We start from the raw sequence: 13,550 nt of genomic DNA, 5'->3' as shown, positions 1-13,550 counted from the left end.
GCGCCGCGAGGTCGCTCGAAGTTCCGCCCGATTGCTTATCGGATGGGGTTGTCGACCTGGATGTAGAACGCCTACATGCCTAGCAGCAGCCAGAACACCATAACCGAAAACAATAACGACTTGCGCAGGCAGGTGCGTAGTACATTGTTAAATATTTGCATTTGAGTGATTCAGGCAAAAAACTTAATCATTGGCACTTTTAAGGAGAGCACGGCAAATGATAAATACAAAGACAGTCATTGATAATCAGACATATCCTATAGATCCAACTCTTTCATCCCAGAATATAAGCAGCCTCTCGCAACGAAACCTCAGCGGTCGTGACCTTATCGTGATCAATCCTATTTACGATCTAGCGGACGGGAGCGGGGGCGATGCCCAGCTAGCGAACAAAATTGCCAATATCGCCCTGGAGCAAAATTGTCGGGTCAGCATTCTTCCAATTGACACAGACCGTCCAGGTAACGCGCTGGCTGCACGTCATCACGCCACTTCCGAGAGCGTTCATCAACTCAGCGATTTGCGAGACCCTTTATTCATCGTTGCGCCAGTAGGTGTTTTGAAGTTGGAAGACCTGAAGACAACCATGAATAACCTATGCACACAGTATAATTTTCCACGTAAGGACATCATGCTGATTGAAGAAATGGACCTGCTAGCGAGCCCCCGCCAGCAACTGCCTGACAGGGTCAATGCGCTCAAAGAATTGGGGTTTGAGGGCGTGAGCGCACATAACCTTGGCTTTGGTGAGGGCGCAATTGGCTACCTGCCCATCGAAAAGAAAGATTTAGATCTGATTGAAAAACGGTTCGATAACGACATCAGAAAACTTCTGGACAGTTATAATTTGTCACTGGACAAGAATAGCAACTTTCACATGGCCTATATAAGCTCCGATACCCCAGTCACAGCATCACATCTATTTATCCGCAACACGTTGAACGAGACCGCCAGCGACAAAAAAAATACCACTTATCTAATTGTTGCTCGGAACTTACCAAACCTAAGCAGAAAGCGTCGATTCATTGACGATGTTGGAAATATCTTTCACCCAAATTACTCTATAGCGGTCAGTGACAAAGCTTATTCCAAAGCCTCGCTCTATACTTTTTCTGATAGCGGTCGCGGCATGGTTCATCAAAAAACATTCCTGGGCGCTGGTGATTCTGAGGTGAAGGTCATTGTTGTAAAGCATGTGCCGCAGCCGATTTTTCACGACCTCATGAAATTATCATCTTGCGGCATGGCGAGTGGTGATCAATCACTAGGGGAATATTTGTCAATTAAGAAAAGCGTTCCGTATTACGATATGCAGCAATTTAAATATCCTTTGGCCCGAGCGCTCGTATTAGAAGCGGAGAGATTGGGGGGAACCCCTCTAGGAAAGCAAATGGAGCGCAAAGTGGTGGGGGGCGTGCCGCATAGCATGGATACACACGTCCTCTTCTCACCCAATGAGCCGGATAACCTGCCCCGACCAGAACTCATAAAAGCCTCAATGAGGCTGGATGAAAAGATAAGTTCACACACAGCGGATGGCCACATCCGTGAGTTCCTAAGCGGCCCACCACCAGCAAGCACTCATTAAACGCGCTTGGGGCTGGTATCTGCTGGCTCATCTGGATCGATAAGCGGCACTTCGGCATCATCCATCAACGAGCCCGGGTCTTCGTTACCTGGGTCGTTGAGTTCCTCTTCCAATGCCTCTTCCGGTTGTTCTGGCATGACCTGCTCCTCGCACCCTCTCATTAGCCCCTTAGGGGATTGTCGATTTGGATGTAGAACGCATACATGCCTAGCAGCAGCCAGAACACCATGAACAACCAAGGCGCACGCATCGAAAACAATAGCGACTTGCGATAGCCCTTGTGGGACGACTCCATTTCCGAAAACAGCGGCGACTCATCATAAGCCAAACCCATCACCGGCTCGCTGCGCAGCAGTTCGCTTTGCTTGTAGTGCCAATGATCGATGATGTCGTAGGCCGCGCGAATGCCCGGCCAGGCGTTGAGCGAGCTGAGAATACCCAGCGCCGCCAGGAAGACCGGCACCACCAGGGTAAACAGCTTGCCCCACTCCGGATTCAGGTTGCCCATCCCCGATACAAACGCGATGACCAGGAATGACTGTGCAGTGAGGTAGGCATCCGTGCGGTTGGCGAGGATGGTGGTTTCGTACTGGATTTCGCGGCGATAGAAGTCGAGGCGGTCCTTGGGCGAGCCGAAGATCTTTGCGTTGTGTTCGCTGTGATCACTGTGATTGGTCACGCTCGATTCTGGCGTGTCGGGTGAAATGATTCTGGGCACAACCGTGCTCCACGGGCGAATAAGACCTTTTAGAAGAGCGTGACGAGCGTGAAGTTCAAGTTCGTTCCGACTTCACCCTGGAAAGGCTTGTCCACCATTTGAACAGCGTTTTGCAACGCGCGACTCTTGTGCGCCAGGCGCACCTTCCTGGCGCACTCTGCATCGGCATGTCGCACTGATCTTGGGCGCCCAGGCCCCTTGGCATGCCGGCTACGGGTTTTATCCTGCTATTCACGGTTTAGGCACAGGCATTGCTTTATCTCATCAACCTTCTACCGTTGCGCATCACGCCAGGAGTATTCGTTACCCCCCGACCCAGAGCCGACACCATAAGAAAGTAAGGAGCAGGCCTGTTGGCACTCTGCGCCACAGGCTCATGAAAACAGGCGTTTTTTTAAGCGGCAGTGCCACCCACGCAACCCTGGGCACTGACAAGGTACTGCAATGGCTCGATCTTTCTTTGATGAAATGAATGACGCAAACGGCGTATGCCGTGCGCACTATCAGGATTTCTCCCGCTGGCTGGCCAATACGCCGCCGGAACTGCTGGCCCAGCGTCGTCGTGAAGCCGACTTGCTGTTCCATCGCGCCGGGATCACCTTCACCCTCTATGGTGACGAGCAAGACACCGAGCGCCTGATCCCCTTCGACATCATCCCGCGCAGCATCCCCGCCAGCGAGTGGAGCGTGATCGAACGTGGCTGTATCCAACGGGTCAACGCGCTGAACATGTTCCTCGCCGATATCTACCACGATCAGCGCATCATCAAGGCCGGGATCATTCCGGCGGATCAGGTGCTGGGCAACGAGGGTTATCAGAAGGCTATGGTCGGCCTGGACCTGCACCGCGACATCTACTCGCATATTTCCGGCGTAGACCTGGTGCGCGATGGCGACGGCACGTACTACGTGCTGGAAGACAACCTGCGCACCCCCAGCGGTGTGAGCTACATGCTCGAAGACCGCAAGATGATGATGCGCCTGTTCCCGGAAGTGTTCGCCAAGCAGCGCATCGCGCCTGTGGACCACTACCCCAACCTGCTGCTCAAGACCCTGAAAAGCGCCAGCCGGCTGGACAACCCCAACGTCGTGGTGCTGACCCCTGGCCGCTTCAACAGCGCATTCTTCGAACATGCGTTCCTGGCCCGGGAAATGGGCGTGGAACTGGTCGAAGGCGCCGACCTGTTCGTGCACGACCTCAAGGTGTTCATGCGCACCACCGACGGGCCCAAGGCCGTTGACGTGATCTACCGGCGTATCGACGACGCGTTCCTCGACCCGCAGGCGTTCAACCCTGAATCCATGCTCGGCGTGCCTGGCCTGGTCGCGGCGTATTGCGCCGGCAACGTGGTGCTGGCCAACGCTATCGGCACCGGTGTGGCCGACGACAAGTCAATCTACCCCTACGTGCCGGAAATGATCCGCTTCTACCTGGACGAAGAACCGGTGCTGCAGAACGTACCGACCTTCCAGTGCCGCAAACCCGATGAACTGTCCCACGTACTGGCCCACTTGCCGGAACTGGTGGTCAAGGAAACCCAAGGCTCCGGCGGCTACGGCATGCTGGTCGGTCCGGCGTCCACCGCCGCCGAAATCGAAGACTTCCGTCAACGCATCAAGGCCCGCCCCCACGCGTATATCGCCCAACCGACCCTGAGCCTGTCCACCTGCCCCACCTTTGTCGAAAACGGCATCGCCCCCCGGCATATCGACCTGCGGCCCTTCGTGCTCTCGGGCAAGGAAACCCGCCTCGTGCCGGGTGGCCTCACACGGGTGGCACTGCGTGAAGGCTCATTGATCGTGAACTCGTCGCAAGGCGGCGGAACCAAGGACACCTGGGTGGTGGAGGGCTGAATCATGTTGAGTAGAACCGCCGCAGATCTGTACTGGATGTCCCGCTACCTGGAGCGCGCCGAGAACCTGGCGCGCATGCTGGAAGTCAGTTATTCGCTGTCGTTGATGCCCCAGGCCGGGCGCAGCGATGGCCTGGACGAACTGGCCATGTCGCTGCTCAGCAGCGGCACCCTGGACAGCTACCTGGAACGCCATGAAACCCTGGATGCCGAGCGCATGCTGCACTTCTTCGCCCTCGACGAAGAAAACCCCGCCAGCATCTACAACTGCCTGCGCGCCGCCCGTGGCAACGCCCATGCGGTACGCGGGCGCATCACCGCCGACATGTGGGAAAACCTCAACGCCACCTGGCTGGAAATGCGCAGCATCGCCGCCGGCGGCCTGGCGCGACACGGTATCAGCCACTTCTGTGACTGGGTCAAGCAGCGTTCGCACCTGTTCCGTGGCGCGACCTCGGGCACCATCATGCGTAACGACGCCTATCGGTTTATCCGCCTGGGCACCTTCGTCGAGCGCGCCGACAACACCTTGCGCTTGCTGGATGCGCGCTACGAGATGTTTGGCGAAGAGTCGGAAGAAGTCAGCGACTTGTCGGCACGCGGCTATTACCAGTGGAGCGCCCTGCTCCGCGCGCTGTCGTCGTTCGAGGCGTATACGGAGCTGTACCCGAATGCGCTGAATGCACGGTCGGTGTCGGAGCTGCTGCTATTGCGCAGTGACGTGCCGCGTTCGTTGCATGCGTGTATCGAGGAGTTGAGCCATATCCTTGCGGACCTGCCCGGCAGTTACGGGCGCACGGCGCAGCGGTTGGCAGCTGAGTTTGAGGCGCGGCTAAGGTATACGGGGATTGATGAGATTCTGGAGGATGGGTTGCATAGCCGTCTCACGGAATTCATCGAAACGGTGCGGGAGTTGGCGCGGGCGGTTCATAGTTCGTATCTGGAAGTGGTGTGATTGATACTGAATTTTTGGGGGGGGCTGCCCCTTGGCACCGATGTAGTAATGCAGCGCCCCCTATTGATCGCTGAGGACGCACCGGATAGGGCAGATTAACTTTTAAAATATCTGCCTCGTATTCTGTTCTCATTTATTCCTCGTTGAGTTTCGCGAGTATTCGGCTAAAACTCCCAGCGTCAAATCAATTAAGCTTTCGTCACCCGCAGCCATAGTATGGTGATTTGCTGATACCCCGCTGATGTCGCTATAGTATTTACCGAGATTTGAGTGCTGCCAGTAGTACTGGCCGTAAAACGAAAGGCAAGGATCTTGTTTTCATTAGTGAACCACTGCGTTGGACTGCGTTGATTGCCAGCCACCAAATATGCGCCTGATGGGCTATGGTAATAATTACCGTTAAGACTTGCCTCAAATAAGTAAGTTGTACCTCCAACAAGGGCGACGCTTTTATAAAGCGAAATCCCATCCCCTGGAATTTGGCCGTTGCCACTCCACAAGTGATATCCATTGCTGTTGGCCGTCATCGTAAGGTAAAGACCTTTCGGTCCCCTTGTCCAACCATTCATATTTTTATTGTCGAAATTTGTATAATCAATTGGCAGAGGCTTACTTTTGACGGTGTACTCGACTACCGGGAAGGTAATGGCATTAGCCTCAGTTATGCCGGTGCCCAAAGCGGCTTTGAAATGCAATGTCAGTTTCGTATTGTCGCCCAACTCTTTCAAGTACGACGCATAACTGATCCCACTCTCCCACCACCCTTGGTTGAACCAGGTCGAATTCACTTTGGACGCACCACCATTCCAATGTTTTAGGTTGTGTGCCCCCCTCCAGTTTTAAAACCTTTGAACTCAATCCAGACCGGAGAATCGGTAGCAATGAACGGCCAGGTGCCGACCCGCAGTTTCCTGTTAGCAGTACCGGTCGACAGATCCAATACCCTGGTAGTTTGGTTCGCCTCATTGATTTGGATAACGGTCTTTAGCAACTCCGCCTGGGGTATTGGTGTCACCGTTACTGTCAACTTTGTCGATCCCCGTTTAACGCCCTCGCGCGTCACCTCGTATTCGAGGGTGAAGGTCTTGTTGGCATTGCCAATATTTGCCGCAATCGCCGCTTTGGGAATATCAAACATGACCACGCCACTCGCCAAACCTGGTTTGGCGTCAATGTTCGGCGATCCAGCACCGGCGCTTCCCACCATCGTGACCTTGATGCTGTCGGTGGTGTACATCGGTTTGTATTCCACCGATACAGTGGCGCCAGTTTGCGCATTCATCGATGCAAGACTCACCGAAGCACCCGAGCCCGTGGCCTGGATCAATTTAGGAACAGGCAGCTCAACCGGCATATGAACCTGATACACCCGGCGCAGCGACTCCTGAGGCAGTTCGTTGTCCCGGGTCACGCTGTAGAACACGTCAATGAGACGCCCGTCAAAACGCCTGAGCTCGTTACCTGCCACATCGAACGTCATCTGCCCGTCGGGGGTAACCTGGCCAACTAACCGACCTGCCGTATAGTCGACCGTGCCGTCGGTATCGCTGGCCAGGATAGTCACTTGCACCCGGTCCGTGCTGGCCCAACTGGCTTGCGCCGGGAAGCGGATGGTAATCAGTGGCAAGCCTGGGTCCAGATCATCTCCCAGGGCCTGGTCTACAGTCGGTGCAGGCCATCTGACGATCTCGCCGATAACCGTGAGGTAACGGTTATGCGAGCGCTTGTCAGGCACGCCAGCGCCTTTTAACTCGTAATACACCACCACACTGCCTTGAGCGATCGCGCTCACCAAGGCATTGTTGATATTAAAAAAATAGCCCTTGGCGCCTGCCAACTGCCGATCCTCAAAGTAAGAAACCGAACTGCCCTCGGCATTTACGCCGTTCCAGTAGAGAAAAATATGGCTGTACACACGAGCATCGGCGCCCCCGACAGTCATGCCGATTTGTACGTCGCGAGTGCCCAGTATTTCGAGATCGATTTCTCGGTCGGTTTCAGGTGTTTGCACCCAGGGCGCGTCCACGCGGTCAGTCTCCAGGTAAACCGAAACCAGCGCTGTAGTCGACCAGGGCGCCCAGGGATCGGGGTAATTGCCGGTCGGTCCCCGGACCTGGAACGCGACCGGCAGCAAGTCGCTGTCCCCGGCTTCCTTGATCGCCTCCTCGTCCAATATGCATTTGATATCCAGGCCTACCTCGGAGGGCTGGATCAACCGCTCGATTCGCACCGAGCCCCAGACCAGAATGAGCAGGTCATAGGCGGCCATGTTCAGCCAATGCCTGACGATCACCTCCACACCCTGCCTGGCCCGATCCGCACTGACCCCACCAAGCCTTACATCATCCGGCAACTCAAATACCAGGCCTTGATTTCCGGGGGCGGGATTGGGGTCTTGTCCGCCCGGATGTTGCAGGTTCACCCTCAAACGCAAGGGTCTGGTTCGGGATGGGTTTGCGTTGCTGCGAATAACTTGAACATACACGGGATCTGCCCAGGCCTCGCGAATGCTGTCGGAAGGCACGGTGAAGGGGATACGGGCCAGGTTCTCGTCGCCCTCCCGGATCAGGTTGAACGCAACCGGAGTGCCGCCACCCCAGATCAACTCGAAGTGAGTCCCCTCAGGCGTGCTATCTGGTCTGTCGATATGTACTACCAAGGGGCGCATGGTATGCGACACCCCAATACCGCCGTCGGCCTTCTCCAGATCGCCTTCAATCGGCGGTTGCATCAGCGGAATGTCCACCGCTGGCAGCTCGGAGAGCGGACTGGGGGGGGAAGCGTGTTGCTTGGCCATGCTGGTTCCCTCGGCTTCGCCATGCAAATTGGGCATGAACTTGACGGAAATCAAACACCCAGCGACAGAGGGTTGGCAACTGTCAGAATTCACAGGTAACGACCATTGGTAGCTCAATGGGCTCAACCTCGACAAGGTTGTTGCACACACCCGTGACCGTCTGTCGCCACCTGTGAATTCTGACAGTTGCCCCCGCGAAAACGTTGGTATCTGATACCGCCTAAGGCACTTCATCCGGCACCAACGGTAGACGCCTACGTTGTTCAAGCATGTGTCAAGGAGAAACAGGGCATGAGCACTGAAAGCGCTAAAACCTCCCCAGGGCAGCCCAATCAGCTTCCTCGTTTGTCTATTCCAGGTATGACCGACAATGTTGACGGTTACGACGGAGGAATTCCAGCGTGGTTAATGGTCTCTGGCCTGACGGTCCGAGTAGACAACAACTGGCTTGCCAACCTCGGCGATATCATTAGCATCGTCTTGATGCCCAGCATGACGTTATTGGCCTTAAAGCGGGTGCAGCCCAGAGAAGAAGAAAACGAGAGTTATTTTTTTTCCATCCCACGAAAAAAACTACCGGACGGAGAGTTACGCTTAGGTTACGTGGTGAACTTCAAAGGCAACAAAGACGACTACGAGGCATCCTATCCCCTGAGTGTGCTAGTAAAAACCGACCTGCCTGCGGGTGAAGATATTGATCAGCTCGAACCGGGTCATTCGGAACTGAAGTTCTCGCTTTCGACTCTGGAAGTTTATCCGCCCGATGCGGCTAAAGGCGTCAGCGTAATTATCCAGCCCTACCCGAACATGCATCCCATGGACCGCATTTACTTCCAATGGGGCGGCCTGACGATCGTTCAACAAGTCGCAGGCGTCGGCCAGGCAACCCTTATTCTCATTAATCACGCCCAGATTACGAAAGCAGGTGATAGCGATGGCTTGCTGGTGGGGTTCTACGTTGTCGACCACGTCGGCAACGCCTCCACGCCAAGGTCGAGGAACTTGCGCGTGTTGGTAGCACTCGACAGCGCGCAACGGGACGGCCCATTCATTCAGTCTGACGATCGGCCGGGTTATATCGACCTCGAAAGGCTAAATGGCGCCGACTTGACGGTTGGAATGTACACCCCTGCGCCCATCGGCAGGACGGGTGATTGGTATGTGATCACCTTCAAGGCCTACCCGCCGCTCGGGGGGGAGGTGGTGCATCGACGAATCGAAACGATCACTAGAGCCGGCACCGCGACATATCACGATGTGCCCTACAGCAAAGTCCGTGCTGCAGCAGGAGGATGGGCGGAGACCAGCTATGAGCTAATCCGAGCTGACGATCTGGTTAACCAGATATCAAAGAAGACATTCGCCGAGGTAGTGGGACCGGTCATTCGATTGGAAGCGCCCTACTTCGAAAAATATCCTGAAGATATTGCGATCATAGAAAAATCCATGGTCGTGAATATTCCCTGGTACGACTGGCGAAAACCTACGGACAACCTCACGTTGATCCTGCGTTACGTGAAGTCACTCAACGAAGTAATCCTTTATAGCGTTACGAAGACAGTTGGAACGTTCTGCGATGGGCAGCCGGTTCAGTGGGCGCTCAACGGTAAGGATATTGAGCAGTTCTTGGGGTATGCCCCTGACCTGTATTTCGTGTACGAATCCAAGTCCGCTTCTATGAAGGCTCGCTCTATGGATTTAAACGAATCGCTGCGCCGCCGAGTGCAAATCCTGCAAGGTTCCTGACCGCCGTGCTTGCGCGCAGACCGCCTGTCGCAACCTGTTAGTTATGACAGTAGGCAAGCCCGTATTTAACGGTGTCTGATACGCCCCAAGCGCAGGAACATTTCCTGTGACGCGTGACAACTTTCTACCTGGAGAAAGCCATGCCTACCAAAAACAGCAAGCCGGCCCCCACCAAAAGCAAAAAAGCGTCGCCGATCAAGCCCAAGTTCCTTGACACGCTACGGGTACCTGGCATGTCGCCGGCGTTTGAGGGCTATGACGGTGGTATTGCTCTCTGGTTGCTGACCAGAGGCCTGACCGTGACGGTAGATAAGAATTGGCCGGCCAAGCCCGGGGACAAAATCCAGGTGCTTGCCATCGTGGGGATGAAGGTCCTTGCAGAGAAAACCCTGGAGCCCGGGGAAGAAGACCGCAATAGCTTCTCTTTTGCTATTTCAGACAGTGACCTCCCCGACGGCGATCTGATACTGGGCTACAAGGTTTTTTATGGCGGTGGCCCGTCCAATGACCTTTCTTATCCGTTGACCCTGATGGTCAAACGAACCCTCCCAGCCGGCGAGGACAAAGAACATACTATCCCAGGTCATTCCGCACTCAAATTCAGCATATCCGATACAGAAATCAGGGAAATTCAAGCAGGGCGAGGGGTAACCCTCATCTTTGAGCCTTACCCGGATATGCATCGACTTGATCGCATTGAATGCCAGTTTGGTAACTTGTTAATTCCCTCCAAGCAGGTGGCTGGTGTAGGCCTGTCGACCGAGATAAAAATCAACCGCGATCAGATTATCTCGATCGGTAATGGCACCAATCGCTTGGTGAGCTTCCAGGTTGTGGACGCGGTCCGCAACGTATCCACCCCCCGCTCACGCAACATCCCGGTGCTGGTAGACGTGGGCAGCGCCAATTTTGCCGCACCTATCTTCGCGACCCAGAACTTTCCAGGCTTGATCGACCTTGAGTCACTTAACGGCGGGCCGTTGCATATGCAGTGTTTCACTTATCCGTGGGAGGGCCCTCTCGGCTACACGTATTTTGTGACGTACCGAGGCTACCCGAAGCAGGGGGGCGTGGTACTGCACGAGGAATACATCCCGATCAAAGCGGCCGGCAGGCCCCATGACTTCTTCGTGCCCCATGACAAAGTGCGTGCGGTGGCCGGTGGCAAAGTGGAGATCAGTTTTATCTTGTTTCAAGGGCTCACTATAGTGGGTTACTCAAAAATCGCCTCCGCTGCGGTTCAGGACGCAATCATCCGATTGCTGCCACCTTTTTTTGTGCGATACACCTCCCATGTCGTCAACCCTATACCCACAGGTGGCGCCGCCGTCGAAATTCCTTGGTACGCATGGCGCAGGCCAACTGACAAGATCATGTTGCTCATGCGTTACGTGGTACCGGGTAGCCATGACCTTATCCTCTACGACGACCTTTTCGAAGTGGGACAGGTACCTGAAAATGTGCCGATCAGACGCTTGATTGAACATGAAGACCTCTTGAGGTTCAACGGCACCAAGCCTGAACTCTATTACGTGTATGAGCCAGAAAACATTCTGGCGCGCAGCACCTCACTAAACGAATCGTTACGCCAGGAAGTACAGATTGGTGCACCAGGCGGCAGGTAATGAACGTGACGCGGTTTGTATGAGCAACATTGCCCCTCTTGGAGGTCCGACCATGTCCAGTAAAACCAAAACAAAAACCGGCAGCCCCCCCAATGACTACGACCTGGGTCCGGTCTTGATCAGCGGTATAGAACCTCCCCTTGAAGGGGATACCGAGTCTGACGGTGCCCTTGGCGCACGGCATGTCGAACATAACCTGGAGGTGCTGCTCCTCGCGTTCCCAGAGATTGTTTTGGACACCGAGATCTACCTGATTTGGAACAACCCTGAAGCCCCGGTGGACTATCTCGTCATCCAACCGGAAAACCTGGGTAACCGGTTTTTCAGCCTGACGGTGAATAAAGAGCAGATCCTGCCGGAGTGGGCTGAAGTCTATTGCCTTATCCGACGCCCCAGCGGCAACTCATCTAAAACCAAGCCGTTAAAGCTCAGGGTGAAACGCAGCCGCCCTGGTTATCCAGACCCGAACCCCGATGCCGACGGGAATCAAGGCCTGGTGTTCTTTCTGCCGCCTGACCTGGAAGCCGGCAGCCACGTAGATATGGCAAGGGCAGATCGAGGTGTCGTGCTGGAAATCCACCCGTGGGAAAATATGGAAGTGTGGGATACCTGCCTCATCGCCTGGGGCGCCATAATCATCGCACACGTGGTGACGGCTGCTGAGGTGCGCCGCTCATTTGAAATGTTCATATCTCCCGAGCGCATCAAAGAGAACCCTCACTACGTGAACATGCCGGTGGCCATGCAAATCAAGGATGTGGGCGGCAACTACCCTGCTGATCCCAATTCCAAGTCGAACTGGTCGGAAATACAGCGGGTAGAAGTCAACCTGGGGCTCTTGCGGCCACGCCCGCCGTTTCTTAAGCAGGCTGGGGAAATCGTTGAACTTGACGAGTTAGGTGATGCCGCGCAAACCGTGCAGATATTTATCGATAACGACTTTTTCGAGGCGGGCGACAAAATTGATTTTGAATGGGAGGGGCGAGATATTCAAAACGTGCCTTTTTTTTCACAGCGAGCACAGGGATGTCAATATTACAAACTTCATTGAAGACTTTGATGTACCCAACGAATTGGTCGGTGCAATAGCCAGTGGCATCGCCATCATGTACTACAATCTCTACAAGTTCAGAGACAATGAATGGTTGCCATCAAGAAAAGTACGTATCAGGGTTAACGGCGACGTCATCGACTGGTCGGCACCCAGTATCGTAGAAGCGCCAGATGGAGAGTTGAATCCGAATTCAAATGCCACAATGAAGTTTCGTGCGCAAGACGGTTGGACGTCCGCTACAAAAATTAGAATTGTATGGGCTGCGCACTCGGTCAACTTCACTGAAGAATTTTTCCTCGGCCCCATTCCTGACAATAAAGAACTTTCATTTACCATTCCGAATGCGCAAGTAAGACGTTTTGATACCCTGCCGGTTGATGTGTATTACGAACGTATCGACCTTCAGCCCCATCGCGCATCACAGCGCCTGTTTTTAATAGTGGGCAGGTATGCGAGCAGCCTACCTCCGGTAGAGGTTGAAGCAAGATGGGGGAACTATCTGAAGATTGGCACCCACGTAACCGTGACTATTCCGCCTATCGATAGCCTTTTAAATGACGTTATCACCCTGGATTGGGAAGGCAACGCCGTAAGCACGCGCGTGCAGATCACTATAAGTGCTGCCCAGGCAGGAAAAACGCTACTTATTCCTGTCGAACGCCGCTTCGTCAGCGAAAACCTGAACGGATCGGTCAGGATTAGATACAGCCTGGCCAGGGCCAACGCGCCCAGACGTTTCTCGCCGCTCTTCGTGTTATTTATTCGGCCTGGGCGTGATCATCTTACCGATTTTAGCAACAATAACTTGAACGGCTGGATACCAGGGCCAGCCCTTAATAACATGCTTGACATTCAGTTCAGGGTATATAGCGGAAATACAGTATTTCACAACTATACTTATCCCGCAGGAGATAAAAGTGGTGTTGTTTTTGCTCAGGTCTTTAGAAATCTACAACCGGGAGAGCGTTACACATTCAGCATAAGGGCTAGAAGATTTGACGGACGTTACGTTAGGCCTTCACTGTCTTTAAGAACCTCACAAGGAACGTTGACTGCTGCAACCGAACTTTCAGACCTGGTCAACTGGCGGACCTTATCAGGAACGCTGACAGCCAACAGCACGACCCTGACGCTTTATATTCAAAGTCATATAGCTACTAGCGATGGTAACGACTACGAAATTGACGATATACGTTTCAGGCGCCTCTAACCCA

Annotated in this window: 11 protein-coding genes; 7 read left to right on the top strand and 4 right to left on the bottom strand. The window is 54.2% G+C overall.

Features of this window, described 5'->3' with window-relative positions; translation table 11 throughout:
• Positions 1–217 precede the first annotated feature (217 nt).
• The gene (locus PspS35_RS14285) at positions 218–1,588 is read left to right on the top strand and encodes a hypothetical protein (protein WP_159935420.1); all 1,371 of its coding nucleotides are present in this window, start codon (positions 218–220) and stop codon (positions 1,586–1,588) included.
• On the opposite strand, the gene PspS35_RS30050 is transcribed toward PspS35_RS14285, so the two are convergent.
• On the bottom strand, positions 1,585–1,725 hold the full coding sequence (locus PspS35_RS30050) for a hypothetical protein (protein WP_174244811.1): 141 nt from the start codon (positions 1,723–1,725) through the stop codon (positions 1,585–1,587). The genes PspS35_RS14285 and PspS35_RS30050 overlap by 4 nt on opposite strands.
• A gap of 23 nt (positions 1,726–1,748) precedes the next feature.
• The gene (locus tag PspS35_RS14280; RefSeq protein ID WP_159935419.1) at positions 1,749–2,306 is read right to left on the bottom strand and encodes a hypothetical protein; all 558 of its coding nucleotides are present in this window, start codon (positions 2,304–2,306) and stop codon (positions 1,749–1,751) included.
• A gap of 444 nt (positions 2,307–2,750) precedes the next feature.
• On the opposite strand from PspS35_RS14280, the gene PspS35_RS14275 reads away from it, so the two are divergent.
• Both PspS35_RS14275 and PspS35_RS14270 read left to right on the top strand, forming a co-directional pair.
• A complete protein-coding gene (locus PspS35_RS14275; RefSeq protein WP_159935418.1) occupies positions 2,751–4,160 on the top strand; it encodes a circularly permuted type 2 ATP-grasp protein in 1,410 nt (469 codons plus the stop codon).
• 3 nt (positions 4,161–4,163) lie between these two features.
• A complete protein-coding gene (locus tag PspS35_RS14270; protein ID WP_159935417.1) occupies positions 4,164–5,114 on the top strand; it encodes an alpha-E domain-containing protein in 951 nt (316 codons plus the stop codon).
• Between the two features lie 188 nt (positions 5,115–5,302).
• Here the strand turns inward: PspS35_RS14270 and PspS35_RS14265 are convergent, their stop codons facing one another.
• Together PspS35_RS14265 and PspS35_RS14260 are read right to left on the bottom strand one after the other, a co-directional pair.
• A complete protein-coding gene (locus PspS35_RS14265) occupies positions 5,303–5,902 on the bottom strand; it encodes a hypothetical protein (RefSeq protein ID WP_159935416.1) in 600 nt (199 codons plus the stop codon).
• Positions 5,903–5,928: 26 nt separating this feature from the next.
• Entirely contained in the window at positions 5,929–7,911 is a 1,983-nt protein-coding gene (locus PspS35_RS14260; protein WP_159935415.1) for a hypothetical protein, read from the bottom strand.
• 291 nt (positions 7,912–8,202) lie between these two features.
• Here PspS35_RS14260 and PspS35_RS14255 point away from each other — a divergent pair, with 291 nt between their 5' ends.
• The 4 genes from PspS35_RS14255 (at position 8,203) to PspS35_RS14240 (ending at position 13,546) form a co-directional block, all read left to right on the top strand.
• On the top strand, positions 8,203–9,657 hold the full coding sequence (locus tag PspS35_RS14255) for a hypothetical protein (protein WP_159935414.1): 1,455 nt from the start codon (positions 8,203–8,205) through the stop codon (positions 9,655–9,657).
• 140 nt (positions 9,658–9,797) lie between these two features.
• Positions 9,798–11,282: a hypothetical protein gene (locus PspS35_RS14250; RefSeq protein ID WP_159935413.1), complete on the top strand. Its 1,485-nt coding sequence runs from the start codon at positions 9,798–9,800 to the stop codon at positions 11,280–11,282.
• Positions 11,283–11,334: 52 nt separating this feature from the next.
• Positions 11,335–12,333, top strand: a complete 999-nt coding sequence (locus PspS35_RS14245) for a hypothetical protein (protein ID WP_159935412.1) — start codon at positions 11,335–11,337, stop codon at positions 12,331–12,333.
• 55 nt (positions 12,334–12,388) lie between these two features.
• Positions 12,389–13,546, top strand: a complete 1,158-nt coding sequence (locus tag PspS35_RS14240; protein WP_159935411.1) for a carbohydrate binding domain-containing protein — start codon at positions 12,389–12,391, stop codon at positions 13,544–13,546.
• Positions 13,547–13,550: the final 4 nt, after the last annotated feature.

The sequence above is a fragment of the Pseudomonas sp. S35 genome, from assembly GCF_009866765.1.
In the GTDB taxonomy this organism is placed as follows: domain Bacteria; phylum Pseudomonadota; class Gammaproteobacteria; order Pseudomonadales; family Pseudomonadaceae; genus Aquipseudomonas.
This window is presented reverse-complemented; position numbering and strand designations above follow the sequence as displayed.

Excerpts from the sequence above, each read along its gene's own strand:
- PspS35_RS14285 (WP_159935420.1), top strand. The coding sequence starts at position 218 with ATGATAAATACAAAGACAGTCATTGATAATCAGACATATCCTATAGAT.
- PspS35_RS30050 (WP_174244811.1), bottom strand. The coding sequence starts at position 1,725 with ATGCCAGAACAACCGGAAGAGGCATTGGAAGAGGAACTCAACGACCCA.
- PspS35_RS14275 (WP_159935418.1), top strand. The coding sequence starts at position 2,751 with ATGGCTCGATCTTTCTTTGATGAAATGAATGACGCAAACGGCGTATGC.
- PspS35_RS14270 (WP_159935417.1), top strand. The coding sequence starts at position 4,164 with ATGTTGAGTAGAACCGCCGCAGATCTGTACTGGATGTCCCGCTACCTG.
- PspS35_RS14260 (WP_159935415.1), bottom strand. The coding sequence starts at position 7,911 with ATGGCCAAGCAACACGCTTCCCCCCCCAGTCCGCTCTCCGAGCTGCCA.
- PspS35_RS14255 (WP_159935414.1), top strand. The coding sequence starts at position 8,203 with ATGAGCACTGAAAGCGCTAAAACCTCCCCAGGGCAGCCCAATCAGCTT.
- PspS35_RS14250 (WP_159935413.1), top strand. The coding sequence starts at position 9,798 with ATGCCTACCAAAAACAGCAAGCCGGCCCCCACCAAAAGCAAAAAAGCG.
- PspS35_RS14245 (WP_159935412.1), top strand. The coding sequence starts at position 11,335 with ATGTCCAGTAAAACCAAAACAAAAACCGGCAGCCCCCCCAATGACTAC.
- PspS35_RS14240 (WP_159935411.1), top strand. The coding sequence starts at position 12,389 with ATGTACTACAATCTCTACAAGTTCAGAGACAATGAATGGTTGCCATCA.